A 26,985-nucleotide genomic window follows, 5' to 3' on the forward strand; every position below is an offset into this window, starting at 1 on the left:
GGTCGAATTAACGAACGAATCAGCAGCAGCGGCTCGATTAGAAGAAGTCACTCAGCCCAGACTGACCGTCGTCGGTCGACGCCTCGGCTTCGTCGCTCGCCGCGGATTCGTCGTCGCGGTTGAGAACATCGTCGTCTCCGTCGGTCGCGGCGTCGGTCTCGCCCCCGTTTTCGCCATCGATGGAGACATCCTCCATTCCGGCGAACGCTCCACCGGCGTGTTCTTCGACCAGTTCCTCGCGGAGTTCTTCGGCGTCTTCGACGATGGACTGGACTTTGTTCGTCGTCTCACCGCTCCCGGTGACAAACGAGACGTGAGAGGTGTCGAAGTCGTAGTACGCGGTCATCGCAACCGTCAACTCCCGGGGCTTGCAGTGATGGGTCACCGCCGAGAGATAAGGAAGCACTTCGCGGCGGGCGGTCGACATGCTGAATCCGCCTTTCTCGGCGATTTTCCGGACGACGGTATCGCGTGTCTTGTCTCGGGTCGACCGATAGGGTGCGCCCCCGTAGCGAGTCCACCCGCCGCGGGTTCGGTCCCGCGACGCGGCGACACCGGCGGCGAGGTTGTCCGTCGCGTAGCGCCAGTACGAGTAGTTCTGCGAGGCGCGAACGCGACCCAGCCAGCGGTCGGCGTTGGCGAGGAATTCGTAGGCGCGGGCGAGTTCGTCCGGTTCGTAGACGAGAGAGACTTTGTCCTCGACCCACTTCGTGAGGTCGTCCGGCGTCTCGTCCACGTCGTAGGCGGTGTAGAGCGCCTCTTGTGCGGATTCCTCTTTGAGAACGGCGTCGAGGAACTCGAACAGACCGACCGAGCGGTCGCGGTCGCCCATAATCACGTCTTCTTCCGTGATTTTGTCGCGTCCCTCGGCGATTGCCTGGAGGTCGTTGACCGCCGAGCGCAGGTCGCCGCTGTTCATGTCGGCGATTGCTTGGAGGGCGTCCGATTCGAACTCCAGTCCTTCCTTCCGGCAGATATCGCGGAGGACGGGAACGATAGAACGCGCCGACACGTCGCGGAACTCGATTTCCTGACAGGCGTTCCGCAGGCCGCGACTCATGTCGTAGAACTCGTTGGCGATGAGGACGATAGGTTGGCTCGACGACTTGACGAGTTTCGTCACGGCACTGGACCCGCCGCGGTCGTAGTTGCCGTGGATGTTGTCCGCTTCGTCGAGGATGACCAACTGTCGGGTGGACGTGCCCGTCGACGACCCGGAAAGCGTCGCGTTCTTCGCAGCGCGCCCGGCGAAGCGTTCGATGACATCGCCGGTTCGCTGGTCTGACGCGTTCAATTCGACCGTCTCCCAGCCCATGTCCGACGCGAGCGCGTGGGCGGCAGAGGTCTTTCCGATGCCCGGACTCCCGTAGACGACAACAGCCTCTCGGTGGTCGTCCCACGATTTAGCCCACTCTGCGAGGGCGTCGCGAGCCTTGTTGTTGCCGCGGACCTCGGAGAGCGACGATGGGCGGTACTTCTCCGTCCAGTCTACCATTACCGGAGGAAGGAACGAGGCGCGTTTAGTGATTGCGGAGCGGCGTTCGCCTACGTGGTCTCGTCGGTCAATTCGTCGAACGTTCCGTCTTCGCTCACGTCGGCCAGCGCCCGGTTGAGTAACTCGTAGACCACGAACTCCTCGTAATGCTGTGTCTCGCAGTACTCACACGGTTGTAGCTCCCGCGCGACCGCCTCGATACGCTCGCCGTGTTCGCGGTACAACTGCTCGATAAGCGAAGTGACCCCCTCCCGCGCCGTCGCTTGCGCCTCGCGTAGTTCGTCCGCACTCTCTTCGGGGAGGTCGTACGCGAACACGCGCGTATTCGATTTGTAGTATCTGAGTGTCCCCCCGCTGGCATCTTCGAGCCGGGCGATTTCGATGAGACCAGCGTCTTTGAGGATGGTAACGTGGTGCCGAACTGTCGTCTCTACTTTGTCCTCACCGCGCCGTTGCAACTCCTCGTGAATCTCGCTGATGGTCATCTCCCGGTCGGCCAGCATATCGAGAATTTTCGCGCGTACGTCGTTTTCCAGCGCCTTTGCTTTCTCCGGAGCCATCGTGATGATGTTCCGTACTGGAACATCGGTTTCGAGGAGCGACATCTGTGTCACTAGATATGGGTCTGGGAATCCTAAGGCTGTCGTGAATCTATGCTACCAGTTGGATGAATATAGAACCGGTACAAAATCTATCATAGTGCCTTTCACTGCTCCACTCCAAAGATGAATCACGATGAGTACCGCACGCGTCCACTACGACATCGGGGGAATGTCGTGTTCGTTCTGCGCCGAGAGTATCCGTAAGGCGTACAAACGAACGGAGGGCGTCGAGGAAGTGAACGTGAGCCTCGCCCACGAAGAGGTGCGCCTACGGTACGACGAAGACCTGCTCAGCGAGGTCGAACTCAAGGATACGCTACGCGACCTCGGCTACACCATCCGCGACCCGGACAAGCAGAAGCGATTCGAGGAACAGCAAAAGCAAGTCGAACAGGCCAAGCGACGATTGACGCTCGCGGGCGTGGCATCGCTCGTGACGGCCGGACTGATGCTGTTCATGATTTTCGTTCGAGGGTCCTTCGAATCGGACGCGCTCTGGATGGACCTCGTGACCCTCGGTCTCGCACTGGGGACGGTGTTCGGCCCCGGTCGATATATCATCGAGAAGGCGTACAACAGCCTTCGACGCCGCATTTTCAATCAACACGTCCTCCTCGAAGCCGGCGCGTTCGCCGGACTGTTTGGGGGATTCCTCGGGCTGTTCGTCTTTCCGGCGTTCCCGACGGTCCACTTCTTCGCCGTCTCGGTGTTCATCACGACGTATCACATCCTCTCCGAGTACACGAGCCTCATCGTTCGAACGCGGGCCTCACGAGCAGTACAAGGGCTGCTCGACCTTCGACCCGATACCGCCCGGCGCGTCCACGACGGTACGGTCGAAGAAGTCGGTGTCAGCGAACTGGAAGTGGGCGACCACGTGCGCGTCAAACCCGGCGAAAGCGTCCCTGTGGACGGCACCATCGTTGAAGGCGAAACCGCCGTGGACGAGAGCGTCGCGACGGGTGAGTCCGTTCCCGTAGACAAGAAACCGGGCGACGGGGTGATTGGCGGAAGCATCAACGAAACCGGAACGCTTCTCGTAGAAGTGACCGCCACCGGCGACGACGCGTTCTTGAATCAGGTTGCGCGGCAAATCGAGGCGGCGAGGACGATGAAACCCGGTATCGTCCAGTTAGCGGACCGCGTGCTGAAGTACTTCGTCCCCGGCGTCCTCACTATCGCTGTTGCGTCCTTCTTGTTCTGGGTACTTGCTCCCGCCGTCTGGGCAGGCGGTCCGCTCGGGACGACACCGAACGTTCAGCGCGGGGCGTTCGCGGCGCTGGCCGTCCTCGTCCTCGGGTATCCGTGTGCGCTCGGGATGGCGACGCCGCTCGCCCTTATCCGAGGTGGCGGACTCGCCGCAAACCGAGGGATTCTGATGCGCAGCGGCGACGCCTTCCAGATATTCCAAGACGTGGACACCGTCGTCCTCGACAAGACCGGGACTATCACGAGGGGTAAGCCTGCCGTCGAGGAGGTCGTCGCACTCGGTCGCAACGAGGCGGACACACTCGACCGGGACGAGGCGGACACACTCGACCGGGACGAGGCGGACACACTCGACCGGGACGAGGCGGACACACTTGACCGGGACGAGACTGACGTCGTTCGTTTGGCGGCCAGTGCCGAAGTGTTCAGCGAGCACCCGCTTGCGGACGCTATTCTCGACTACGCCCACGAGCACAACGTCGAGTTTCCCACGCCGGACGAGTTCGATAGCGTGACCGGCAAAGGAGTCCGTGCAGAAACCGAAACAGCGCGGATTCTGGTCGGAAAACCAGCTTGGCTAACCGAGACTGGAATCGACCTCACTGCCGCCCAGGACGACATCGACAGACTCCAAGGACGTGGCTCTACCGTGGTCTGCGTCGCCGTCACCGAATCACGACGCGATTCCGCTGACGCGGCTGAAGTCGTCGGCCTCGTCGCCATCGGCGACCCCGTAAAGAACGACGCCGCGGAGACCGTCGAGCGAATGCAAGCAGTCGGTGTCACGCCCGTTATGATTACCGGCGACAACGAGCGGACCGCCAACGCTGTCGCAGAGCGAGTCGACATCTCTCGGGTGATGGCTGGCGTCCTTCCCGACGACAAGCGCGACGAGATTCGCCGATTGCAGGAGGGTGGCGAGCGCGTTGCGATGGTTGGGGACGGAATCAATGACGCGCCCGCGCTAACACAGGCCGACATCGGCATCGCCATCGGCGCAGGCACCGATATCGCCATCGAATCGGCGGATATCGTGTTGGTTGGAGACCGACTCGGGGGCGTGATGGATGCGTACGAGATTGGAACGAGCAGTTACCGGAAGACGAAGCATAATCTCCTCGCCGCGTTCTCGTTCAACGGAATCGGCGTCACCGCCGCGACGACGGGACTCGTCCACCCGGTGTTCGCGATGATTGCGATGGTACTCTCCGTCTCGGCCGTCCTCGCGAATAGTTTCGGTGGGCAGTTGCTCCGTGGGGAGAGACTCAATACAGACTTCGCTGTCGACTCCGACACCGAATCCGCCAGTTGATGTAGATATCCACTGACGCCGTCGCGCTGAGAATCGAGTTTCACGAAGGTGCGCGCGCACTCTCTCAAAGATTGGATTATCCGGGACACTAAGAGGCAGTAATACCGAGTTTCAACCATGACTGAGCCCTTCGATGATGTTCAGTTCCTTGCTCGGGCGAACACCCGTATCCGAGCAATCAAATTGCTCGCAAAACGTCCGTACAGTCGGGACGAACTCATCGAGGCACTCGATATCTCCCGGGCTACGCTGAGTCGGTTACTACGGCAATTTGAAGACCGAGGATGGGTGGCGAAGGACGGACGACAATACGTGACGACTCGGTTCGGGTCAGCCATCGCCAATGACATCTCCTCGCTCGTAGATACTGTCACCACCACTCAACAGACCCAACACCTCGCACAGTACCTCCCGTTCGATGAACTCGGACTCAAGATACACCAGCTTCGTGGGGCAGAAATAACCGAACCAACGTCTTCAGACCCTGCTGCTCCAGCACGACGCGTCGGGCAGATTCTCGAATCGTCGAACCGAACTCGAATCCTCAAACATGCGATTGATCCGAACGCTTCCCGGCCACACTACGAGGCTGTCATTGAAGGGCGGCAGCGGACAGAAGTCGTCCTCACACGTGAGGCGATGAGGACAGTGAACCAGAATAGTGAAACGAGACACTGGTTCAAAGAGATGATTACGAACGATGTGCCGCTCTACCAGTACGATGGCTCACTGCCGGTGAATCTGAAAATCGTCGATGAGAGGGTGTTACTTACTCCGAGTGATGAAAATGGACTGATTGTGGCGCTCATCGAATGTGAGAACAAGGACATCTTCTCATGGGCAACGGATCTGTTCGAGACGTACTGTAGTCAAGCGACTCGGGTCGGCGCGGATGCGTTCGAACCTTGAGATCGGGTGGCTCATAACTGTTGTAGTCTCTTATCGGTGTCGTCAGCACCGGGACACGGTCACCGATAAATAGTTACAACAGTCCTTGGGGACGACCGATTCCACGTGTGATTGCGCGGGGTGCAATATCGCCGTTTCGTTGCAGTGGGAATCACTAATCGGTCTCTGACCTATCGTTGCATATGGCTCAAAATCAGCCAAGCCAGAGCGACACGCCAGTTGACATCGCAGGAGATGTTCAGGAACTACTCAACGACCGCCCGCTTGACGGAAAGGTCGCACTCGTAACAGGGGGTTCCGGGAGTATGGGAAGCGAAGCCGCGAAAATGCTCGGCGCTCTCGGCGCAGATGTCGCTGTCCACTACCACAGCGATGTGGACACTGCTGCCGCCGTCGTCGATGCAGTTCAGGAGTTCGATAGTACGGCCACCGCGATTCAAGCCGACGTGACCGATGTCGAGTCTATCGAAGCACTGTACGAACAGGTAATCGACGAACTCGGTGGTGTGGATATTCTCATCAACACGCCCGGTGTGATGCTGAAAAAGCCGGTTGCAGAGGTGAGTGAAGACGAGTTCGATAGGATGTTCAACGTCCACACCAAAGGGACGTTCTTCTGCCTACGTGAGGCTGCCCGACACATGAACGACGATGGCCGAATCCTCAATCTCTCGACGACATTAACTGGGGTGATGACTGGGGAGTACTCGGTCTACGCTGGTGCGAAGGCGGCGACCGAACAGTTCACGAAGATGCTTGCGAAGGAAATCGGGAACCGGGGAATCACTGTCAACACAGTTGCGCCGGGACCGGTCGATACATCGTTCTACCATCCCAGTGAAACTGAGGAGTCCACGGAGTTCTACAAGTCGCTCAGTATCGCCAATCGACTGGGTAAGGTGAGCGACGTAATCCCAGTACTCGCGTTCCTCTGTACAGAGCAAGCTGGCTGGATCACCGCCCAAACGATTCGCGTGAACGGCGGACTCGCAAACTAACGACCCGGCAATGGAACCAGACCGACGCTGTTGGCGTGAGGGAAGTGCAGTAGGCGGCACAGGGCAGCGCGCCCTGCCCCAGAGGTTTATTCCAGATTCTCCCGTTATTTGCGGTAATAGACGATGAGTACGCCCGAAACACCAGTAGATGTATCGACAGATGCAGGAGAACGAGAGCAATCCGTAACTCCGCTCGAACTATTCTTCGACCTCGTGTTCGTCTTCGCATTTACTCAGGTGACGAGCTTTCTCGCCCACCATCTCACATGGGCCGGCCTCGCACAGGGTGCTGCACTCTTCGGGGTTCTCTGGTGGTCGTGGGTCTGTTATTCGTGGCTCACCGGAACTGTCAACGCCGAAGAAGTGATGCCTGCTCGATTGGTGGTGTTGACCGCGATGGCGGCGATGCTCATCGTTGCGCTCACCGTTCCCGATGCCTTCGGCGACGACGCGATACTGTTCGGCCTCGCGTACGTCGTCGTTAGACTCCTCCATATCGTCCTCTATACCGTCGTCGCACCCCCAGAGACACAAACCGCAGTTCGACGGATCGCGCCGGGGTTCCTCGGTGGTCCTGCGCTACTCGTCGTCGCCGGGTTCTTCGATGGAGCGATTCAGGCCAGTCTCTGGGTGTTGGCTATCGGTATCGACTACGGCATCGTCTTCGTTCGAGGGGTGGAAGGATTCCACGTCCAAGTCGAACACTTCGTCGAGCGCCACCGGCTTATCATGATTATCGCCCTCGGTGAGTCGCTCATCGCTATCGGTATTGGTGCGGAAGAGATTCCGAGAACACCAACCATTATCGGAGCGGCGTTGCTCGGCATCACCCTCGTCATCGCATTGTGGTGGCTCTACTTCGATTACATCGTCCTCGCCGCAGAGAACCGACTCAGTAAGGAAACGGGCACCGATCGGACTGTGCTGGCACGGGACTCCTACAGCTACATCCACCTGCTCATCGTCGGGAGCATCATCTTCGTCGCCCTCGGAATCGAGCAGACCATCACCCACGTCGGTGAACCACTCGGTCTGATACCGGCTATCGCGTTCTGCGGTGGGTGTGGCCTGTACCTGTTCGGCCACAACGCCTTCCGATACCGCGACCATCGAACCGTTAGCGTTCTCCGTCTCGTCGTTGGTATCGTCGCTGTCGCGCTGATTCCGGTGGCCACGCAGGTCACAGCACTCACAGCCCTGGCACTCCTTACCGCTTTGTTCGTCGGCCTCGCGGTTTACGAGACGGTCTGGTCCGACCACCGGAACCGACTTCGGAGCAGCGAAACGGGACCGGGGCAGTAACGGGACTTCCGGCCACCCCTACCAAAGGCCGGACCTCACGAGCGAACCAAATTTCTACTTCTGATGACGCTAGCCAGTAGTTTTGGACCCCGTTTCGTGCGAGTAATCAGCGGGCGCTCCAGTCGAAACGGATACCACGACAGCCGAGAACATGTGTCAAATATAGGAAAACTTATTACTCCCCTCCGAGTGCGCTCTGTTCCATGTTTCCCGATGAAATTGTCACCCCACGGCTTCGGCTTCGCGCCATGTCGCGGGAGGTTGTCGACCCGCTAGCTACCTACGACTACTTCGCCGCCTCGCGGTCGGACACCATCGAAGAGGAGACGGAGTACGTCTCGTGGACTCCGTACGAGACACCGAAAGAAGGGGTTGATTTCTTGACCCTCGCCGAGGAAGGCCACAAAAAGGCTGAAAACGCCATCTACGCGGTCTTCCCCCGTGACGGCGAAGACGGCGCCGGCGAGTTCGCCGGGACCACCGGGTTCAAGCCCGAGTGGGACAAGCGCCGTGCCGTCTTCGGCATGTGGCTCCGGAAGAAATTCTGGGGCTGGGGCTACTCGGGCGAGCGCGCTGCGGCGCTCTTTGCGGCCGTCTTCGACGTGCTCGACCTCGAAGTCGCCTACGTGCAGGTCGACCCGGAGAACGAGAAGTCCATTCGGGCTATCGAGAAGTACGTCGACCGCTTCGGCGGCCAACACGACGGCCTGTTCCGAAACGCCACCTGCACCTTGGACGGGACACCCCTCGACGTGCACACCTACTCGGTGACGCGCGAGCAGTGGGAAGGCGCGACCGACGGCGAGTACGACGCCGAGTTCCGCTGGGAGGACCGCGAATGAGCGACCTCTTTCCGGAAGTTATCGAAACGGACCGGCTTCGACTCGCGGCCGCAACCCCAGAGGCCGTCCACCCGCTCGACGTGTACGAGGTCTGTTCGAAACCGGAGATGGACGAGGTGACGACGTACATGCCGTGGTCGCGCCACGAGACGCCGAAGGTGACCAAGGACTTCCTCGACGACTGCGCGTCGAAGTGGAACGACGCCGAGAGCGCCCAGTTCGCCGTCTTCCCGCGTGAGGGTGAAGACAGTGCGGGTGAACTCGCCGGCTTCGGTGGTCTCCACACCGACTGGGACCGCCGGGCGGGCACGCTCGGCTTCTGGCTTCGACCGCGGTACTGGGGTCGTGGGTATTCGGGTGAGCGCGCCGAGGCACTTGTGGCGTTGGCCTTCGACGTGCTCGACCTCGAAATCGTCGAAGTCAAGCACGCCGTTGAGAACGAGAACTCAAAGCGGGCCATCGAGAAGTACATGGCTGTACTTGGCGGGGACCGCGACGGGCGCGACCGAAATAGTCTGCCGGTTAGGGACGACGTGGTCGACCAGTTCGTCTACAGCGTCTCCCGCGAGGAGTGGCTGGAGACGACCGGTGGCGAGTACGATGCCGAATTCTACTGGGACGCGAGCGACGTCATCTGATTCGGTATCTTTCACCGCGCGCAATGTGGCCGAGTCATCCGCGAGACTGCCCAGCACGACGGCCACGAGACATATACCGGAGACCGACAACCGGTACCGATACAATGTCAGTAGCAACCCGACCAACCGCCAGTTCGACACAGTCGACGCGAAAAACGGTCGGCACCGGTGCGGTGGCCGGTTTCGGTGCGGCCCTCCTCGGCTATCTCGTGACCTACGTCGCCACCTCGTCGACTATCGAGAACTCGACCGCGAGTCAGATACTCGAAGCGCTCGGCTCGGATATCTCTACGTGGAAGGTCGTCGGCTGGGTGTTCATGAACGCCCACGGCGTCACGACGACGTTCCCGGGCCTGTTCGGAACGACATCGTCAGCAAACCTCATCGAGGGCATCGAGTCGTTCTCGGTCGTCCTCTACACCGTGCCCGTGGTGGCGTTGCTCGCAGCAGGCGTCGCCGCAGCAGTCCTCAGCGGAGCGTCGTCGGCGAAGTCGGGTGCGATGGCCGGTGGTTCGACCGTTCTTGGCTACCTCCCCGTCGCGCTTGCGGGTATCGCGCTGTTCGCCATCACCATCGGTGACGCGACTGCTCGGCCCGACCCGGTGACGAGCGTGCTCCTCGCCGGTATCGTCTACCCCGTCGTACTCGGCGTCATCGGCGGGGCGGCCACCGCAACCCTTCGATAACTGCAGGCGACACGCGCTCGACAACCATCAGAGGTCGCGCGCGACGAGTTCGCCCCAGTGGTCGAACCCATATCGGCTGTAAAATGCCCTCGCCCTGTCGTTCGCCTCGTCTACGTCGAGGACCATCCGGTCCAGCGGGAGGTCCTGTGACCGCGCGTGGTCGAGGACCGCATCCATGAGTGCATCTGCGACACCCGTTCCGCGATACTCGGGAACTAAGAAGAGTTCGTTGAGCACCGCTGCGTCCCAGATAAACGTCATCTCCTCCGGTAACGCGAACGCATAGCCGACGAGCGTGGAGTCGCCCTCGCCGTCCGCGTCTGTCGCTTCCGCGACGACAACGCAGCCGGGGTCCTCGGACGTGCACCGCTCGACCCACGAGAGATACCGTGTTCGATAGTCCTCGGTGAGCTTGGCTTCGTACGTCGTGAGTTTGTCGTCGCCACCGGTCCCCTCACCGATTCCGAGTTCGAATCCGCGCTTGAGTTCCCAGAATTCGTCGGCATCCGAAGTTTCGTACGGTCGAATCTCGACGCCGCCCGGTGTCTCGCTCATGGGGAGCGGTGCGCCGGCATCGGATATGAATGCTTGGAGTCGGTGGGTGGTCGGCGGCGCGTGGACCTTCAGTCGGAGAGCGACGACTGCCGGCGCTCCGAAACGAGTCGACCACCGACGACACTTCCACCGAGGAGTATCAATAGCAGTTCCAGACCAGACGAGGCGAGCGGTGCGATTCGCTCTACAGCCTCCGGTTCAGCACCGGGTGAGGGGTCAACGACGGTACTGTAATGAAGCGTCTTTGTCGTCGGCGGCGACGGTTCTGGCTGCAGTTCGATGAACGTCTGGACGAACCCGCGCGTACTCGACCACTCGGCGTGCCCGTTCACCGAGTAAAAGGCGTCGTGGAGGGGGTAAAAGACGTTGACGCCGTTGGTGAACAAATCGGGGAGGATACCGCCGCCGAGCAGTGCGGCGAGTGCAACCCACGCGACGGCAATACCACGGGTCCCCCACCGTCCCCGAAGGAGCGACTGCTCACGAATGCGCGTGTCGTAGAGTACAAGCACGGCGAGTAAAAGGGGCAATAAGAGCGTGTGGAGGAGCGCTCTGTGACTCCCGGGAATGAGCGTGCTAGTGAACGAGTCGAGGTCCGGGACCGCGGCGGCGACGAGGACGACCGCAACCGCCCGTACATCGAACCAGCGGCCGAGGAGTGCTGTCCCGACAAGTCCACCGACAGCGACGTGAACGAGGGTCGATGGCATGACACACAGTCACTATCCGATGGCCTTGAACGTTCCCGCCCGAGTCGTTCGAACGCACTTCGCTCGTTCTTACCCCCGACGACCACCTGCTGGTGCTCGTGGGACTCCCGCCGGGTTCGTCAGGCGACGACTACCACTTTCGACACCCTTTTGCGGGACACTCTCGCACGTACCCCCATGTCCTACTCGTCCGTCGTACCGAGGTGCGGCCGATGACCGCGGCACCACGCGACGACCTCGCCCGCCGTATTGCGGGAGAGATTACCCTCTCGGACGATCCCGGTGCGACCCTCCGAAAGTGGCGCACAGACTTCGACATCTCGCAGACGGCACTCGCCGAACAACTGGATGTGTCTTCGTCCGTCGTCTCGGACTACGAGAGCGGCCGACGCGAGAGTCCCGGTATCGGCGTCATCCGTCGGATGGTCGAAGCCCTTCTCGATATCGACGAGGCTCGCGGTGGCAGTCGTATACGGCAATACGCCCGCGTTCTCTCCGCCGGGTTCGAAAGCGACATCGTACAGGACCTCCGGGAGTACCCGACCTCGATTCCACTCGATAGCTTCTACGATGCTATCGGTGCGACGCCCATCGTCGACGGCGACCAAGACCGCATCAGCGGCCACACCGTCATCAACAGTATTCAGGCGATTACCCGACTCTCCTCGGAAGAGTTCTACCGCCTGTACGGTCAATCGACGAGTCGCGCACTCGTCTTTACCGACGTCACCCGCGGGGAGTCACCGCTCGTCGCCATGCGCGTCGTCACCCCGACCCCGAACGCGGTGATTCTGCACGGACTTACGGAAGACGAACTCTGGGAGCACGCCCCTTCGCTCGCCACTATCGACGGTTTCGCCCTCGCCGTGACGAACCGCGAGTTAGATGGAATGCTCGAAGACCTGCGGAAGTTACCCTAACCGAATCTCCCGATAGCGCCCGCGAGACACGTCGTTTTCCCAGACTTTCTTCGAGAAGCCCAAAAAGACCGAAGGGACAGTACGTCGACAATCATTCATGGAAATTCGTGAACTTCCAGCACTCCTCGAATCCGAACTCACGTACCCGGTCGATACCGGCCATGTCGTCGACCAGATTGGAAACGTCGAACTCGACACCCCGGCGACAGATACGTCTGAGACCATCGGAGTGATTTTAGCCCCGTTAGGCGCGACAACGTTCGACTCTCCCAACGAGTTGTATAATACGATTCTTGGGAACGTGAGCGACGACTTCATCGGCCGAAAGTTCTACGACGACCGCGGTGCGAACCCGGCGGCCCCCTCGAACGCGCCAGACCCGACTGACGAGATTCAGTCGTTCTGAGGGCGCTTCGGGTCCCCGCCCTTCAACGTCGTTACTCGACGTACTCGTACTTCCGAAGCGGCAGGGCCGCTTCGCCTTCATTCTCACTTCGTTCGAGTGAGCGCTCCCCCGCTACTCGACGTACTCGTAGCGGCGCTCGTTCATCCGACCCCAGCCCGTAAAGACGAATTCGGCTTCGGGTTGGGAGAATTCCTCGACTTCGATTTCCTTTTCGTGGTTGTGCACGTCGTGGATGAGTTCGTAGTCGTCGAATGAAATCTCTGTGCGGGCGGCAAGTTGGTCATCGACGTCGAGTGCCTCGATTTCGTCGAGCCACGTCTCTTGGACAGTTTCGGCGTGAATCTCGGCCTGCGCACCGGAGCCGTACGAGCCGAGTAGAAGCTGTTTTCCGACCATATCCTTGCCCTCCTCGGCGGCGGCTTTCAGCGCCGACGCGCGGGCAATGTGGATCGACCCGGTGTACCAGTTGCCGACGCGGCTGGAGATATCGAGCGTCGGCTCGATGACGCGGGCGTACCAGTCGCGGTACTGCTCGGTCGTCTTCAGCTCATCCATGTACGCGCGGATGGCTTCCTCGTAGTCGTCCCACGTCTCGAAGTCGGCTTCGCGGGGTTGGCGACCGATTTCGCTTTCGAGTTCGTCTTCGATTTCCGTATCGCGACTCATGTGACGGAAGCCGAGTAGTGCGGCCTTGCGGACCATTCCGGGGAACGGCGTGTGGAACGGGATGTACTCGAAGTCGTCGGGATGTGTCCGACCCGCGACGCTCTCGTAGTCTTCGAGCGCCTCGCGCATGCGTGCGAGATACACCTGCATGGAACGCTTGCCGTCCACGGAGGGGAACTGCTGGTTCGGCTTGAGGAAGTCAGTCTCGTCCATGCTGCCGTATCCCTGTTCAGTCGAGAGTTCGACGAGGTCTGGGTCTTCGTCGATGAGCATCGCAACGGCACCGGCACCCTGCGTCGCCTCACCGGGGTCGCCGCGCTCGTAGAGGGCGGTGTCGGTTGCAATGACGAGCGCCGCGCGTCCGCGGTTGCGCCCGGCCTTAATCCAGTTGTAGGCGTCGTCGAGGCTCTGGGTTCCGGCAATGCACGCGAACTTTCGCTCGCCCTTGTTGGCGTGGCGGAAGTCGTCTTCAAACACCTGTTCGAGACAACCGGCGATGTACGTCGATACCGGCTTGGAGTTGTCGAATGCGGACTCGGTCGCCACGTCGATGCGGCCGATATCGTTGGGCGTGAGGCCCTTTCTCTCCATCAGTCGCTTGGCGGCGTTCGCGCCCATCGTGACGATGTCCTCGTACACGTCGGGGAACGACGACATGTGGAGGCCGAGGCCCTTCGTGTACTTCTCCGGGTCTTCGCCCTTCACCGGCGCGAAGGTGTTGGGGAGGTCTAATACGAGGTTGCCCGTCCAAATCTCGATGGCATCGATGCCGACGGAAGTCATGGTCGAGGTTACAGATTCGGGGGATAAGGTTTTGTCGATGACTGGTTACGTTGGATGTCGAACATCCGAACGACCACCGGAGTTCATCTCAGTAGGGATCCGTAGCCGTAAACGTGTACTCTTGTGAACTTCCGTCCCCGAAGTACAGGGTCACGGCCACTTCTTCGCCTTCCATTCTGACACGGTTCCCACCGTTGTTTTGGAATTCGTAGATGTATATCGTCGCTTGACTCCCAGCGTCTACCACGCCATTTTCAGTGAGGCGCTCTCGCTGACCCAGACTGTATGGCGTCCCACTGTCTCCGTAGTACGGCGGGCCGCCGTCCATCTCAAGGAGACCGTCGTCAGATGCGTCGAGATACACCTCGTGTTGTCCGTCTTGATACTGGCCACCGTTGCTCTCACGCACGTAGCGTGCTTGTGATGCGCTGGTTTCGATCGAGATGCCGGTGATACTGACCGAGTCGGAACCGTCGTTTCGAACCTTGAACTGGGCACCGGATGTCTCGCCACCATTTGCGAGTGCAAGCCCGCTCCCCGAGACGTGATTCATATTGTCTCCCGAGGAGCCTCCACCACTTCCCGAGACGATTTTAACACGTATCGTATCGGACGAACCACCGGCCGTCGCGTAAGCAGTTGCGACCCCATCGGAGACTGAAATCGTCGTGCTGGCGACACCACTCCCGTCTGTTTCGTCCGTTCCTAATCCACCGGTCAAAACGGTCGAGTCGTTCGTCGCAAAGTCGACATTCGCGTTCGAAACTGACTGGCTGTCATCCGCCACAGTGACGATTCCGTCGAAGTCCGAAACACTACTGCTGTCAACGACGAGCGTGTCGTTTGCACTGTAATAGTCGACGGCACTGCCGCCGGTCGAATCCATCTCGTCACCATCCCAGACAATATCGTATAGTCCAGTGATTCCGGACCCCGACCCGGAACCAGGGACGACTTCGGCGGTTGCATTCTGCAGGCGAGACGCGTCGAAGTCTGTCGATGGGTCGCGGTTGATACTCGCCCGTACGGTGTAGCTTGTCGCACTCGGATCAGTCAACGAGACCGTAACCTGTCCATCCGCGTCTGTGTCGAGGTCCGTGAGTTTCGATCCGGATTGTCCCTGTGCCGCAAGCGGTGTCGAAGGGAGCGCGGTTACATTTAGGGTTGCTCCACTCACCGGATTGTTGTACCTGTCTCTCACCTCGAACGTCACCGACGAACTACTCTTGTCAGCGACTGTGAGGTAGTGTGGTGACTGGGATTCGGCACCCGACCCGACCTCAATCTTCCCGACTCGGAGGTTATAGGTCTCGCCGCGCTCCATCTCGATGACGACGCTCCCGGCCGCCCCATCGTGAACTTCGTGAACGTAGGCGTCGTTCGACGTATCGCCCGAACCATCTAATTCCTCGGCGTCGGTCAGAATCGTCTTCCAATCCTCGACCGAGAGCTTCGTCGGCACGGTAATCGTCACGTTGCTCGTTGACGAGTTGTTCGTCACGGACACCGTCCGGGTCGCCGAACTCACTGCCTGCGCGTCGATAGTCGCGCTTCTGACGCCGTTTTCGGAGTAGTTCCCGTCGAGAAGAACCAGCGAGATGGTTCGGCCATCCACGAGCGACTGTCCAGTAAGCGTCCCGTTGTACCCGCTTTCGAAGCGGTTGTATGCGATAGTGTTCTCGTACACCGTCGTCGGCGAACTCTGCATGACGTGGTAGCGCGGGCTGTATTCGAGCGATTTCGTGGTGAAGGAAAGCGCATTATCGGCGACGTAGTCGTCCGTTTCGTCCTCGCTCGTGCTGACATTCGAGACGGTGAGCGTTCCGAGTGACTGTGTCTGGAGTGTCCCAGAGACTGGTCCGGGATTGACGAACAGCGTCCGACTCGGATAGCGTGTGCCGAGTGAGACGGTCGCCGGACGAGTCATCGGTTCTGACGCGCTCTCGATGACGGCCCCGCGGAGCGAGACGAAATCGTCGTGAACGTTTTGGTTGTGTTGGAACTCGACCTGCTCGTTTTGATTCGGGACGACGGTTGCCTGGTACATCGACATCGAGATGATGATGATGCCGAAGAGCAGCACTGCTCCGATCTGAACAGTGACTGCACGCTCATCGCCCCGAAAGTTCATATAACCCGAAGGTAACTCGAAGGGGAAAAAGACTCCTACCGTCGTCGATGTGCGTGAGAGGCGGCCGAGATTAGTCTTCTTCTTCGACGACTTCAGGCTCCGACAGCCCGCTCTGGAGGCTGTCGAGACCGTTGACCCACTCGGTGACGAGTCCGAACTCGAGTTCGTCGAGCACTTCGATGTCGAGTTCGTCGCCGTCGATGACGCGGGTACCGACCTGCACGATGTAGCCAAGCGCACTGTCGAGGTCGTCCGCTTCCTCGGCGTCCGCGGCGGCGAGCACGTACGCCTCCATGTCGTCTTCGAGCTCTGCAGGACCTGCAACGAGGTACTCCTCGGCCGCGAAGAAGGCACACGAGAGGCTCGTCTGGACGCTCCCGATGAGAATCTCGGCTTCTTCGTTCTCCGACTCGAATTCGGCTTCCGCCATCACGATGTCGTGGACGGTTGCGAGTTCGTCGAGCGCCTCCTCTTCGTCGAGGGTGTCGTCGTCGTAGGCGGTCAGAATCTTCGCGATTGCGATTGCCGCGTCGTTCTGCACGTTCATCAGCAGACGACCGGTCTCCTCACTTTCGAGGTCCAGGTCCTCTTCTTCGACGCGCGTCAACCAGTTCTGCCAGCGTTCCGGCGAGTAGTATCGTTCCTCGGCCTCGGTCATACTTACAACCTCCCGTGCCGGACTCAAATGCCTTTCTTATCCTGCTGGCAGTGCGTGCGATTCAGGAGCATGTGCGCTCTCGACACGAGACGCACCAAGAACCACCGTCAGCACCCCTTCTGTGCCGCATCAGAACAGCAGCCGAGAGGTATCGGTGATGTTCGCAGTCGGGAGTCGCTTCAGACGAAGTTAGTTGTCGAGGGTCGACTCGGTGTCCACGTCGTACACGAGTGCGGGCGTCTCGACGTGCGCGTTTCTAACTGCCGCATCGTATCCCTCGTCCAAGAGCCAGTCGACCCGACGCGGAACTGTCTTCGGTCCCATCACCGCACCGGGTCGGTCAGGGTCGTCGATAAAATCGGTCTCCATGAGGAACGGCACACCTCGCTCGGCGGCGTCTTCGAGGCGGTCTTTGTCGCTCATGACGCTCGGCGTCCCGCCGGTGAGGTGTCCCTGCGCGTAGTGTTTGACCACTCGCTCGCGCGGGACGTCGCGCTCGTCGGCCCAGTCGGCCACGTCCGAGAGGTCGGTCGTCGATTCCGTGTGGAGTTGGAGTGCGCAGTCGCAGTCGGCCGCGAGGTCGAGTCCGTGTCGGAGCACGGCGTTCGATGCCTCCCAGACGGCGTCCGTAACCTCGTAGTGCGGTCGCCCGGATTTGAGCGCGAGCGCGTCGCCCGCGCGGACATACTCTGCGGCAACATCCAGACCGGCGGCCATCAGGTCTCGCGCGTCTTCGGGGTCGTACCCCCTGTCGTCGACGAGTTTCGAGACGAGTCCGGGGTGGACGCCGAGGACGGGCCACGCGCGTCCGTCGAGGATTTCTGCGGCCGCTCGAACCACGTCGATGGTCGTCTCGAAAACCGGGCGGAAGTCCTCGCCCGTCTCCACCTCGTGGCCGAGGAGCCACGAGGGTTTATTCACGACGAGCAGGTGCGTGCCGCCGCTTCGAGCGAAGTCCTTCACGGCCTCCAGTCCGCGACCGTGGTCCGGGTCGAGGTGGAGGTGATTGTCCAGTACCGGCGTGTCGAACTCCTGCATAGTGTGGTGGTCGAGCGGAGCGGGAAAAAGCGAACCGTTCGCGTGCGACGAAGATGACCCGGTGAACAGTTACAACCGTCTTTATCAGTCGTCGGTGTGGTCGACAACTTCGTCGAGCGTCATCGCGTGGGTGGCCGCGTTTTGGAGTGCGTCCGACCGTCCGTAGCTTCCGGGTGCGATGGCGACCGTTCGGAGACCGTACTCGTTTGCCGTCTCCAGTGCGGGCTTAAAGTCGGTATCCCGCGAGGCAACAGCGATGACATCCGCGCGACCCTCGACGGCAAAGCGTGTGAGGTCGACTGCGAGTTTCACGTCGACATCACCGCTCGTAATCACGACTTCGAAGCCGCGGGCTTCGGCCGCCTGAATCAGTCCGGGGGTAGCGTGCTCGTCGAGATATAGTCGCGTCGCGCTCATCGTTCCGCCGAGCGACCGCGCAGCCATCCGAATGTCGTCTAAATCTACGTCGAACTCGTCGCGGAGAACGTTCGGTCCATCCACGAAGAGTGCTACTTGGCCCGACGGTGCACCATCGGGACCGAACAACCGCCGCAGGAGGTCCATACACCACCTCGCCCGGTTTCAGGTTTATAAATTTCGAGGGAGTCGCCGAAGTAGTGCCGGGGCAGACCGACGGAGCCGACGCGAGAACAATTAGTCAATTTATTTGAGTTTCTGACTATCTCTTAGTAATGTCTTGATAATTATGGTGAAATCTAAATTTCAGTCAAGCTAACACATAATATCGTAGTGCACTGAGTCATGTTTGCCCATGGCAGGCACACCGAACTTCGACAGACGAAGCTTCCTACGACTCGCCGCAGCCGCAGGCCTCACCGGCATGGCTGGTGTAACTAGTGCGACTCCCGGTCGCTCGCCCGGTCCGAAGAAGGACGAAATCCTCGTCGGCGTCACGTCGACTGCCGACAGTCCGCGGAAGGCAGTTGCGGATGCAGTTCCGGGGAATGCTGAGATCGTTCACGAGAACGAGACCCTCAGCTACGCTGCAGTCAAGTTCCCCTCTAAGGCACCGAAACAAGCGCGTGAAAACTTCATCTCGGCGATTACGAAGCGAGATGAAGTGAAGTACGCCGAGAAGAACGCGACGCACGAAGCGCTCTATACGGCGAACGACCCGAAGTATGGTAGTCAGTACGCACCCCAGCAGGTAAACGCCGACTCCGCGTGGGACACCACGCTCGGAAGTTCCTCCGTGAAGATTGCCGTCGTCGACCAGGGTGTCAAGTACGACCACCCCGACCTTTCGAGCCAGTTCGGCTCGAACAAAGGTCGAGACTTCGTCGACAACGACGGAGACCCGTATCCGGACCTGCTCTCCGACGAGTACCACGGAACCCACGTCGCAGGTATCGCCGCCGGGACCACCGATAACAACGAAGGTATTGGCGGAATCAGTAACTCCACGCTCCTCTCTGGACGCGCCCTTTCCGAATCCGGAAGCGGTTCGACGAGTGACATCGCGGACGCTATCGAGTGGGCCGCAGACCAGGGTGCAGACGTTATCAACCTCTCCCTGGGTGGTGGCGGCTACTCCTCGACGATGAAAAACGCCGTATCCTACGCGACGCAGCAAGGTTCGCTCGTCGTCGCCGCTGCTGGTAATGACGGCCGGCAAAGCGTCTCCTACCCCGCGGCATACAGCGAGTGTGTCGCCGTCTCGGCGCTCGACCCCGACGAGACGCTCGCATCGTACTCGAACTACGGGTCGGAAATCGACCTCGCAGCACCGGGGACGAACGTCCTCTCGTGCTGGACGACCAGTACCGAGTACAACGAAATCTCCGGGACGTCGATGGCGACGCCCGTCGTCTCGGGTGTGGCCGGTCTCGCGCTTGCCGTTCACAACCTCTCGCCCGCCGACCTGCGGAACCACCTGAAGAACACCGCAGTCGATATCGGCCTCAGCAGTACGAAACAGGGTTCGGGTCGCGTCGACGCCGCAAACGCTGTCACGACTGACCCCGGCGATGGCGGGGGCGGTGGTGGCGGCGGTTCGAAGGAAACGACCTACGATGGGACGCTCTCCTCGTCGTCGGACTCAAACTGTGTGAGCCACTCGTGGAACTACAGCTCCCCGTCACAGGTGGTCATCGACCTCAGCGGTCCGAGCAGCGCCGACTTCGACCTGTACGCGACCGAAGGGTCGGGAACGTGTCCGACGACGCGCTCCTACGATTACCGCTCGTGGTCCTACGACAGTACCGAACAGATCGTCATCGACAACCCCGACACGTCGGCAGACCTCGGTATCCTGGTCGACAGCTACAGCGGCAGCGGCAGCTACACCGTGACCATCACGGAAAAGGAATAACTCTCCCCAAGAAAGCGCGCTAGCCGTCTTCCGACGGACATTCGAGCAGGCATCGGCTCCACGGACTGTCGATGCTTCATGAGCGCGTAGGGCTATGGTCCCGAAAACCGGGTCCCGAAAACGCGTCATCACGCCCTACATCCTTGCGGCACGGAACCCCACGATGCGCTGATACGACTTCGCTGCCTACCTCCCGTATGACTGGGCGCGAGGCAACACAAACAGTTGGTATTCTGGGGTTCCACAACAGCAGAGAGACGAAAGCCATCTGTAACGCCGTCTCTATGCTCGGGCAGAACGCCGTCTGGCTTCACGAGGAGGCCGTCAGTATTGACGTGTCGTCTGAGGGTGTTACACTCGACCCCGACGTCGATGTCGTGGTCAACCGGCTCCTCCTTTCGAAATCGACGACACCACTCGAAGACCGCTCTATCACCAGTTGCTACGCGGCCGTGCAGTCAGTTCTCAACGACCCTCGAAACGCTCTCTTTGCTGTCCACAAACATGCGGCAGCGAGTCGACTGTCTCTGTATTCCCTCCGGTGCCGAGAGAGGTCTGACCGCGATGATGTGAAAAAGAACGGGTGTGGGTCGAACCGCGTTATTCGTTGACTTCGAGGACCTTCCCGGCCGCGATGGTCTGGCCCATGTCGCGGATTGCGAAGCTACCGAGTTCGGGGATATTCGAGGATGGCTCGATGCTGAGTGGCTTCTGCGGGCGGAGCGTGACGATTGCGGCGTCGCCAGCCTTGATGAAGTCAGGGTTCTCCTCTGCAACCTCGCCCGACGCGGGGTCGAGTTTCTGGTCGAGCGATTCGAACGTACACGCCACCTGTGACGTGTGGGCGTGAATGACCGGCGTGTAGCCAGCAGTGATAACAGACGGGTGCTGCATGACGACAATCTGTGCACTGAACGTCTCGGCTACGGACGGCGGCTCGTCGGCCGGACCACAAACGTCCCCGCGACGGATATCGTCTTTGCCCACGCCGCGGACGTTGAACCCGATGTTGTCGCCCGGACCAGCCTCGGCGACCTCCTCGTGGTGCATCTCGATGGTCTTCACCTCTCCGCCGACGTTCGACGGCATGAACATGACGTTGTCGCCGGTGTTCAGGATACCCGTCTCGACACGGCCGACGGGGACAGTCCCGATACCGGAGATGGTGTACACGTCCTGAATCGGGATGCGGAGCGGTGCGTCAGTCGGCGGTGACGGTTCTGGCAGGTTATTGAGCGACTCCAGCACTGTCGGACCGTCGAACCACGACATGTTCTCCGAGGACTCGGCGATGTTGTCGCCTTCGAACGCGGAGATGGGGATGAACCCGGCGTCTTCGGTGTCGAAGCGGACCTGTTTGAGGAGCTGTTGGACTTCCTCTTTGACCTGCTTGTAGGTGTCCTCGCTGTAGTCAACAACGTCCATCTTGTTGACCGCGATGATGAGCTCCTCGATGCCGAGGGTGCGGGCGAGGAAGACGTGTTCGCGGGTCTGCGGCGCAACGCCGTCGTCGGCTGCCACGACGAGAATAGCATGGTCGGCCTGCGACGCGCCCGTAATCATGTTCTTCACGAAGTCACGGTGACCGGGCGTGTCGACGATAGTGAAGTAGTATTTGTCCGTGTCGAAGCGCTGGTGGGCGATATCGATGGTGACACCGCGCTCACGTTCTTCCGCGAGGTTGTCCATGACGTAGGCGAACTCGAAGCCTGACTTCCCCTTGGACTCCGCTTCCTCGCGGTGCTGTTCGATAATGTGTTCGGGTACGCTACCTGTTTCGAACAGGAGTCGACCGACGAGTGTGGATTTCCCGTGGTCGACGTGTCCGATGATGGCTAAGTTTTGGTGTGGTTTGTCTGCCATGGGTATCAGGGCACTGTCGCCCAGTTTGGTAAAATATGACACGCAGGGGTAAATCCGTTTCCCGGGTTACGGCGTGTTTCTTCCGAAGTCGAACGGTTACGGCGGATATTCCACCCTACGAGACTCTCGCAACAAATCACAGATAAGAATACGTCTCGAATCTACGGAGACGGCCGAGATAGAACAGTAAAATTCGTTCAAAGACGGTGCATCGCGGCGGCCATGTCGGCGAACGTGGCCGTGCGACGAACGGGTACCTCGCGAGCGTCAGCCTCGTCGGTGTTGGTCCTTACAACAATCATAGTAACTGTTTTGTGTCATTGGATAATAAAGATATCCCAAATCATTTTTCGTTTGGATTATGCTGCATTGCGTCCAACGGTTACAGTGCGAACCTTTATTTTTGACCTCCGAAACGTAACATGTGCATGATTCGAAACGAACGAAGCTGTACTCGAAGCCGTGAGTCCGGTGCGACTCACGGCTGGGTTCCGCGATAGTCGTCTCAACGCTGTTTCTCCCCGATTACTGACGAGCACTGTCCTGTTCGACACGTCACCCAGCCACCGGTTCATTGGAGGTGTCCGACGTGCGGCGGAGTGAAGCGATGCTGTTCACCAGTCGCGAAGCAGCGGGCTGGGAGAACGACACGGTTCAACTCGCAGTTCGCGCCGGTTTCATCAGACAGTTCGGAAGTGGACTGTTCGGTTTTACTCCCACCGGAGAGCGCGTCCGGAGAAAAATTATCCGTCGAATCAAGACGGAGATGGATACCATCGGCGGGCAAGCGGTTAGCTTGCCCAACCTCCAGTACAAACCCATCTGGGAGCAAAGCGGTCGCTGGGGGAGTTTCGAAGGCGAGATGTTTACCTTCGAGAACCGCGACGGACAGCAGTTGTGTCTCGCTCCTTCGCACGAGGAAGGAATCGTCCACCTCGTCGAGGGCATTGTCCGTTCCTACGAGGACGTTCCCCTGCTCTTGTATCAGGTCGAACGGAAACACCGCGACGACCATCCCCGGAATGGACTCCTTCGGACGAAGGAGTTCACGATGAAAGACGCCTACAGCCTGCACGCAACCGCCGACTCGCTCGACGAGTGGTACGGCCGCGTCCGCGACGCGTACTGCCGCATCTTCGACGCGCTCGGCATCGACTTCGTCGTCGCCGACGCACAGAATAGTGTGATGGGTGGCTCCGCCTCCGAGGAGTTCATCGCCCCCGTCGAAACGGGAAGCGTCGAACTCGTCTACTGTGAAGCCCAAGGATGTCGCGTCGGTGTGACCGACGAATCTCCCGACGCCTCGCTCTTCGAAGGCGACGTATGCCCCGACTGCGGCGCGGCCCTCACCAGCGGCGAAGGTATCGAAATCGGCCACGTGTTCAAGTTGGGGACGCGGTACACTGACCCCGCCGACCTCACTGTCGACATGGCGGACGGCTCCGAACGACCCGTCCTGATGGGGAGTTACGGAATCGGCGTCGACCGACTCGTCCATACACTCATCGAGCAACACGGCGACGAAACCGGCTGTCGATGGCCCGTGACCGACCGCGGAACCGCCGCACCCTACACCGTCTCGATTATCCCCCTCGAATACGGGGGCGACATCCAAGCGGTGGCCGACCGACTCCACCGTGAGTGCGGCCGAGCAACCGCCCTCCTCTTCGACGACCTCGACCAGACAATCGGCGAACGATTCGCCGAGAGCGACCTTCTCGGCGTTCCCTGGAAGGTAATCCTCGGGAACCACTTCAGGGAGACGGGCGAAGTCGAACTCGAACACCGAGACGGGAAGACTCGGTTCATTGCACCCGGAGCAGTTTCTGAACTTGTCGGGCAGGCGTCATCAGGCAGCGAGTAAGGGAGCGCTCTTTCGGCCTACTGTTTTTTGCTCATTTCGGAGATGCCCACTGGGACCACGAAAGGACACATGTATACTAAATTGGCATTCTGGAATACATGTGTGGTGTCTGCATCTCTTAGATGAATCGTCGGCTAAATCGGGACAACGGTTCGGATTCCGATGTCAAATGGGAATCGTTTCGGGAACACGTCATCTGAGTCTCCAGTTCAGTGAACTGAGATAAAATTCAAATGACCATACGCACCCCCGAAGAGTGAGTTTAGCGCGGACGTTCACTTCGAGTGACTGGATTCGAATCGGGTGAGCGCGTGACCATCTTGTCGAAGACCACTGTTCATCACGCTCAAAACGCCTCAAGCGGCAATAATAATTGACCTCCAACGAGCTTTTCCGCTTTCATCTTCCACGCTACTTCGATGACTAACCGGAGTAAGCCTTCGTTCTCCAAGGGGGGGAGTGGCCTTGAGAACGTCTTTACTGCATCTCCGCTTGATTTCGACGCCGCGAATTTTTGTCAAACGCTGGTGGCGAACACGTCAGGGGGGCTGCTCACGGTTGACGAAGACGGCGTCATCGTCTTTGCCAACCCGGCGCTCGAACACATCTTAGGGTATCAGCCGGACGAGCTGGTCGGACAACCGTTGCAGACACTCGTTCCCGACCACCTCGAACAGGACCCCATGCAGGCGTTCCAGCGGTATCTCCAAACAGGCGAACGACAGAAAGACTGGAACGACATCGGCCTGACAGCGAAACATAACGAAGGCCACGAGGTACCGGTGTCGATCCGATTCCAAGAACACACACACCACGGTCAGCGACTCTTCACAGGGACACTCCGGGACAACACCGACCGAGAACAACGCCGGAACGAACTCGAACGCTACGAAGACATCATCACGCACCTTCCCGAGGGTATCTATCGTACTGAGGCCTGCCCCGATGGCAACTTCGTCGAGGGAAATGCAGCGTTACGAGAGATGCTCGACGTCCCATCGATAGATGCGCTCCGCCAAAAGGGCCCCGAGGATTTCTACGCCAATCCGGATGAGCGAGAGGTATTAGAGGAGCGTCTCCACGAAGATGAAATCCTCTCGGACCACGAGCTGAAAGTACAAACCGCGACGGGCGAGACGATTTGGACGTCGGTCACGGCGATTAAGCGCGAAGAACACGGAGAGATATACTTCGATGGCGTCGTCGAGGACATCACCGAGCGCAAGGAGCGCGAGGAGCGATTTCGTGCCTTCCGGGAAGCGGTTGAACAGGCTGGCCACTCGATTTACATGACCGATCCCGATGGCACCATCGAGTACGTCAACCCGGCATTCGAGAGCATCACCGGCTACTCGGAAGAGGATGCCTGCGGTGAGACCCCACGTCTCTTCAGCTCCAACGAGCACGATGACGACTTCTATGCGGACCTCTGGGAGACCATTAAATCGGGTGACGTGTGGCAGGGTGAAGTGACCAACCAGCGGAAGAACGGTGACCAGTACGTCGTTAATCAGACGATTGCCCCCGTGAAAGATGAAAACGGTGATATCGAACGGTTTGTGGCGGTGAACGCCGACATCACCGAGCAAAAGGAGCGCGAGCGGACACTCGAACGCCAACGGGCGGCGCTCAAGTGTATCAAAAAGATGACTGAGAACCTCCGCCCGCTCAATCGTGCGCTCTCACGGGTCTCGACGCAAGCGGAAATCGAACAGGTCGTCTGTGAACATCTCGCCATGTCCGACACCTACCTGTTCGCGTGGTACGGCGATTACACGCCCGAACGTGAGCAAGTGACCCCACAGGAGTGGGCAGGGGTCGAAGCCGGCTATGTCGACGACTTCGAGTTGGCGACTGACGAGAGCGATGTCGGCCATCGGCTGATTAGTCAGGCCGTCCACACTCGCGATGTCCAAGCATCCCGGAATGTCCTCTCTGACCCGGTATACGAATCGTGGCGTGAAGACGCGCTCGCCCGTGGGTATCAGTCCTTGGCCGCCGTCCCGGTCGTCTTCGGAGACACCGTGTATGGCGTTACTGTGGTGTACTCGAGTCGGCCGAACGCGTTCGACGAATACGAAAAGGGGCTACTCCGCGAACTCGGAGAACGAGTCGGCCATGCAGTCCACGCCGCAGAGAACGAACGACTCCTCCACACGGACACCGTTACCGAACTCGAGTTCCAGACGACGGGCGCGGAGTCCGTCCCCGTTCAAGTGGCTGAGGAACTCGACTGCCGGTTCGAGTTCGAAACCGTCGTTCCGACCTCGGAAAACGGGTTCCTCTGTTATGCGGCTGTTGAAGACGCAACCCCCGAGACAGTTATCGAGTATCTCTCGAACTCGCCGACGGTCGATCATGCGCGAGCGATCAACGCAACGGGCACTCAGGGAATGATCGAGTACAGAGTGAGTGAGTCCCCGATGACAAAGCTACTCGATTACGGCGCGACCGTGACATCGAAGGTCGTCGAAGACGGTGAAGAGACAATCGTTGCGGAGGTTGCACCAGATTCGAATACCCGTAAAGTCATCTCGGGGGTTCAGGCGGCGTATCCGGACACGACCTTCGTCGCCAAACGTTCGGTCGACCGCCCCGTACAGTCGATCAATCTCACGCACGACGTGCTCGACGACCTGTTGACCGACAGACAGCGAGAAGTGCTGGAACTCGCCTATCACGCAGGGTTCTTCGAATCGCCACGCTGCTCGACGGGTGACGAACTCGCTGCTGCACTCGGGATCGCGTCGCCGACGTTCTATCTTCACGTGCGGAAGGCGACTCGGAAGATTCTAGAGCAGATCGACGAAATCGGGCTGTTCGACTAGGTTTAACCCCCGATTTACCATCAGAGGGTGAACTACCACGACACGTGGTGACTAGTGCACTAGGACTGTCGTGATTTTATCAACGTTCATTCACTAGTGTGCTAGAGGCGTTCTACTTCTCGTTTCTCTATTGATATGTGTCCGTTCCAATGAATAGGATCCAAGCAGTTTCCGAACTAAAAGCCCAGCCCACGCTCACCGCACTGCACAACGTTGACTGCCAGCTAACGCTCCCCGA

Annotated in this window: 23 protein-coding genes; 13 read left to right on the plus strand and 10 right to left on the minus strand. The window is 59.7% G+C overall.

The window, feature by feature from the left end; translation table 11 throughout:
* Positions 1-37 precede the first annotated feature (37 nt).
* Both HFX_RS11340 and HFX_RS11345 read right to left on the minus strand, forming a co-directional pair.
* Positions 38-1,495, minus strand: a complete 1,458-nt coding sequence (locus HFX_RS11340) for a replication factor C large subunit (RefSeq protein WP_004059863.1) — start codon at positions 1,493-1,495, stop codon at positions 38-40.
* Between the two features lie 50 nt (positions 1,496-1,545).
* The gene (locus tag HFX_RS11345; RefSeq protein ID WP_004059861.1) at positions 1,546-2,100 is read right to left on the minus strand and encodes an ArsR/SmtB family transcription factor; all 555 of its coding nucleotides are present in this window, start codon (positions 2,098-2,100) and stop codon (positions 1,546-1,548) included.
* A gap of 130 nt (positions 2,101-2,230) precedes the next feature.
* On the opposite strand from HFX_RS11345, the gene HFX_RS11350 reads away from it, so the two are divergent.
* The 7 genes from HFX_RS11350 to HFX_RS11380 all read left to right on the plus strand — a co-directional run bounded on the left by HFX_RS11350 (position 2,231) and on the right by HFX_RS11380 (position 9,993).
* Positions 2,231-4,618, plus strand: a complete 2,388-nt coding sequence (locus HFX_RS11350) for a heavy metal translocating P-type ATPase (RefSeq protein WP_004059859.1) — start codon at positions 2,231-2,233, stop codon at positions 4,616-4,618.
* 117 nt (positions 4,619-4,735) lie between these two features.
* A complete protein-coding gene (locus HFX_RS11355; RefSeq protein ID WP_004059857.1) occupies positions 4,736-5,527 on the plus strand; it encodes a helix-turn-helix transcriptional regulator in 792 nt (263 codons plus the stop codon).
* 182 nt (positions 5,528-5,709) lie between these two features.
* On the plus strand, positions 5,710-6,525 hold the full coding sequence (locus tag HFX_RS11360) for an SDR family oxidoreductase (protein WP_004059855.1): 816 nt from the start codon (positions 5,710-5,712) through the stop codon (positions 6,523-6,525).
* A 123-nt stretch (positions 6,526-6,648) separates the two neighbouring features.
* A complete protein-coding gene (locus HFX_RS11365) occupies positions 6,649-7,827 on the plus strand; it encodes a low temperature requirement protein A (protein WP_004059853.1) in 1,179 nt (392 codons plus the stop codon).
* Positions 7,828-8,030: 203 nt separating this feature from the next.
* A complete protein-coding gene (locus HFX_RS11370) occupies positions 8,031-8,669 on the plus strand; it encodes a GNAT family N-acetyltransferase (protein ID WP_004059851.1) in 639 nt (212 codons plus the stop codon).
* Positions 8,666-9,307 (plus strand): GNAT family N-acetyltransferase, encoded by a 642-nt coding sequence (locus HFX_RS11375; protein ID WP_004059850.1) that lies wholly within the window; start codon positions 8,666-8,668, stop codon positions 9,305-9,307. Before HFX_RS11370 ends, HFX_RS11375 begins: the two co-directional genes overlap by 4 nt.
* Positions 9,308-9,411: 104 nt before the next feature.
* The gene (locus HFX_RS11380; protein ID WP_004059848.1) at positions 9,412-9,993 is read left to right on the plus strand and encodes a hypothetical protein; all 582 of its coding nucleotides are present in this window, start codon (positions 9,412-9,414) and stop codon (positions 9,991-9,993) included.
* 27 nt (positions 9,994-10,020) lie between these two features.
* Here HFX_RS11380 and HFX_RS11385 read toward each other — a convergent pair whose 3' ends face one another.
* Both HFX_RS11385 and HFX_RS11390 read right to left on the minus strand, forming a co-directional pair.
* Positions 10,021-10,548 (minus strand): GNAT family N-acetyltransferase, encoded by a 528-nt coding sequence (locus HFX_RS11385; RefSeq protein WP_004059847.1) that lies wholly within the window; start codon positions 10,546-10,548, stop codon positions 10,021-10,023.
* A gap of 68 nt (positions 10,549-10,616) precedes the next feature.
* Positions 10,617-11,258 (minus strand): metal-dependent hydrolase, encoded by a 642-nt coding sequence (locus HFX_RS11390; protein ID WP_004059846.1) that lies wholly within the window; start codon positions 11,256-11,258, stop codon positions 10,617-10,619.
* Positions 11,259-11,470: 212 nt separating this feature from the next.
* On the opposite strand from HFX_RS11390, the gene HFX_RS11395 reads away from it, so the two are divergent.
* Complete coding sequence (locus HFX_RS11395; protein ID WP_004059837.1) at positions 11,471-12,178, plus strand: helix-turn-helix domain-containing protein; 708 nt, start codon at positions 11,471-11,473, stop codon at positions 12,176-12,178.
* A gap of 97 nt (positions 12,179-12,275) precedes the next feature.
* The gene (locus HFX_RS11400; RefSeq protein WP_004059835.1) at positions 12,276-12,584 is read left to right on the plus strand and encodes a DUF5789 family protein; all 309 of its coding nucleotides are present in this window, start codon (positions 12,276-12,278) and stop codon (positions 12,582-12,584) included.
* A 111-nt stretch (positions 12,585-12,695) separates the two neighbouring features.
* On the opposite strand, the gene hmgB is transcribed toward HFX_RS11400, so the two are convergent.
* The 5 genes from hmgB to HFX_RS11425 all read right to left on the minus strand — a co-directional run bounded on the left by hmgB (position 12,696) and on the right by HFX_RS11425 (position 18,424).
* Entirely contained in the window at positions 12,696-14,033 is a 1,338-nt protein-coding gene (gene hmgB, locus HFX_RS11405; protein ID WP_004059833.1) for a hydroxymethylglutaryl-CoA synthase, read from the minus strand.
* Between the two features lie 88 nt (positions 14,034-14,121).
* Entirely contained in the window at positions 14,122-16,164 is a 2,043-nt protein-coding gene (locus HFX_RS11410) for an Ig-like domain-containing protein (protein WP_004059831.1), read from the minus strand.
* A 70-nt stretch (positions 16,165-16,234) separates the two neighbouring features.
* Positions 16,235-16,822: a DUF2150 family protein gene (locus HFX_RS11415; protein ID WP_004059830.1), complete on the minus strand. Its 588-nt coding sequence runs from the start codon at positions 16,820-16,822 to the stop codon at positions 16,235-16,237.
* 189 nt (positions 16,823-17,011) lie between these two features.
* Complete coding sequence (locus tag HFX_RS11420) at positions 17,012-17,860, minus strand: TatD family hydrolase (RefSeq protein ID WP_004059829.1); 849 nt, start codon at positions 17,858-17,860, stop codon at positions 17,012-17,014.
* A gap of 84 nt (positions 17,861-17,944) precedes the next feature.
* Positions 17,945-18,424 carry an NYN domain-containing protein gene (locus tag HFX_RS11425; RefSeq protein WP_004059828.1) on the minus strand — a complete coding sequence of 160 codons (480 nt, stop codon included), beginning with the start codon at positions 18,422-18,424 and terminating at the stop codon, positions 17,945-17,947.
* 208 nt (positions 18,425-18,632) lie between these two features.
* Between HFX_RS11425 and hly the strand changes: the two genes are divergently transcribed.
* A complete protein-coding gene (hly, locus tag HFX_RS11430; protein ID WP_004059827.1) occupies positions 18,633-20,192 on the plus strand; it encodes a halolysin R4 in 1,560 nt (519 codons plus the stop codon).
* 197 nt (positions 20,193-20,389) lie between these two features.
* A complete protein-coding gene (locus tag HFX_RS11435) occupies positions 20,390-20,803 on the plus strand; it encodes a hypothetical protein (RefSeq protein WP_004059826.1) in 414 nt (137 codons plus the stop codon).
* On the opposite strand, the gene tuf is transcribed toward HFX_RS11435, so the two are convergent.
* The gene (gene tuf, locus HFX_RS11440) at positions 20,793-22,055 is read right to left on the minus strand and encodes a translation elongation factor EF-1 subunit alpha (protein WP_004059825.1); all 1,263 of its coding nucleotides are present in this window, start codon (positions 22,053-22,055) and stop codon (positions 20,793-20,795) included. The genes HFX_RS11435 and tuf overlap by 11 nt on opposite strands.
* A 607-nt stretch (positions 22,056-22,662) precedes the next feature.
* Here tuf and HFX_RS11445 point away from each other — a divergent pair.
* Both HFX_RS11445 and HFX_RS11450 read left to right on the plus strand, forming a co-directional pair.
* Complete coding sequence (locus HFX_RS11445) at positions 22,663-23,919, plus strand: aminoacyl--tRNA ligase-related protein (protein WP_004059824.1); 1,257 nt, start codon at positions 22,663-22,665, stop codon at positions 23,917-23,919.
* Positions 23,920-24,446: 527 nt separating this feature from the next.
* The gene (locus tag HFX_RS11450) at positions 24,447-26,747 is read left to right on the plus strand and encodes a PAS domain S-box protein (protein ID WP_004059823.1); all 2,301 of its coding nucleotides are present in this window, start codon (positions 24,447-24,449) and stop codon (positions 26,745-26,747) included.
* The last annotated feature ends 238 nt before the right edge of the window (positions 26,748-26,985 follow it).

Source organism: Haloferax mediterranei ATCC 33500 (assembly GCF_000306765.2).
GTDB lineage: Archaea > Halobacteriota > Halobacteria > Halobacteriales > Haloferacaceae > Haloferax > Haloferax mediterranei.

What these genes read in the sequence shown, in the direction of transcription:
- HFX_RS11355 (WP_004059857.1), top strand. Translation starts at nt 4,736, where the DNA reads ATGACTGAGCCCTTCGATGATGTTCAGTTCCTTGCTCGGGCGAACACC.
- HFX_RS11350 (WP_004059859.1), top strand. Translation starts at nt 2,231, where the DNA reads ATGAGTACCGCACGCGTCCACTACGACATCGGGGGAATGTCGTGTTCG.
- hly (WP_004059827.1), top strand. Translation starts at nt 18,633, where the DNA reads ATGGCAGGCACACCGAACTTCGACAGACGAAGCTTCCTACGACTCGCC.
- HFX_RS11435 (WP_004059826.1), top strand. Translation starts at nt 20,390, where the DNA reads ATGACTGGGCGCGAGGCAACACAAACAGTTGGTATTCTGGGGTTCCAC.
- HFX_RS11380 (WP_004059848.1), top strand. Translation starts at nt 9,412, where the DNA reads ATGTCAGTAGCAACCCGACCAACCGCCAGTTCGACACAGTCGACGCGA.
- HFX_RS11400 (WP_004059835.1), top strand. Translation starts at nt 12,276, where the DNA reads ATGGAAATTCGTGAACTTCCAGCACTCCTCGAATCCGAACTCACGTAC.
- HFX_RS11375 (WP_004059850.1), top strand. Translation starts at nt 8,666, where the DNA reads ATGAGCGACCTCTTTCCGGAAGTTATCGAAACGGACCGGCTTCGACTC.
- HFX_RS11410 (WP_004059831.1), bottom strand. Translation starts at nt 16,164, where the DNA reads ATGAACTTTCGGGGCGATGAGCGTGCAGTCACTGTTCAGATCGGAGCA.
- HFX_RS11385 (WP_004059847.1), bottom strand. Translation starts at nt 10,548, where the DNA reads ATGAGCGAGACACCGGGCGGCGTCGAGATTCGACCGTACGAAACTTCG.
- HFX_RS11360 (WP_004059855.1), top strand. Translation starts at nt 5,710, where the DNA reads ATGGCTCAAAATCAGCCAAGCCAGAGCGACACGCCAGTTGACATCGCA.
- tuf (WP_004059825.1), bottom strand. Translation starts at nt 22,055, where the DNA reads ATGGCAGACAAACCACACCAAAACTTAGCCATCATCGGACACGTCGAC.
- HFX_RS11370 (WP_004059851.1), top strand. Translation starts at nt 8,031, where the DNA reads ATGTTTCCCGATGAAATTGTCACCCCACGGCTTCGGCTTCGCGCCATG.
- HFX_RS11390 (WP_004059846.1), bottom strand. Translation starts at nt 11,258, where the DNA reads ATGCCATCGACCCTCGTTCACGTCGCTGTCGGTGGACTTGTCGGGACA.
- HFX_RS11425 (WP_004059828.1), bottom strand. Translation starts at nt 18,424, where the DNA reads ATGGACCTCCTGCGGCGGTTGTTCGGTCCCGATGGTGCACCGTCGGGC.
- HFX_RS11420 (WP_004059829.1), bottom strand. Translation starts at nt 17,860, where the DNA reads ATGCAGGAGTTCGACACGCCGGTACTGGACAATCACCTCCACCTCGAC.
- HFX_RS11395 (WP_004059837.1), top strand. Translation starts at nt 11,471, where the DNA reads ATGACCGCGGCACCACGCGACGACCTCGCCCGCCGTATTGCGGGAGAG.
- HFX_RS11365 (WP_004059853.1), top strand. Translation starts at nt 6,649, where the DNA reads ATGAGTACGCCCGAAACACCAGTAGATGTATCGACAGATGCAGGAGAA.
- HFX_RS11340 (WP_004059863.1), bottom strand. Translation starts at nt 1,495, where the DNA reads ATGGTAGACTGGACGGAGAAGTACCGCCCATCGTCGCTCTCCGAGGTC.
- HFX_RS11415 (WP_004059830.1), bottom strand. Translation starts at nt 16,822, where the DNA reads ATGACCGAGGCCGAGGAACGATACTACTCGCCGGAACGCTGGCAGAAC.
- HFX_RS11345 (WP_004059861.1), bottom strand. Translation starts at nt 2,100, where the DNA reads ATGTCGCTCCTCGAAACCGATGTTCCAGTACGGAACATCATCACGATG.
- hmgB (WP_004059833.1), bottom strand. Translation starts at nt 14,033, where the DNA reads ATGACTTCCGTCGGCATCGATGCCATCGAGATTTGGACGGGCAACCTC.
- HFX_RS11445 (WP_004059824.1), top strand. Translation starts at nt 22,663, where the DNA reads ATGCTGTTCACCAGTCGCGAAGCAGCGGGCTGGGAGAACGACACGGTT.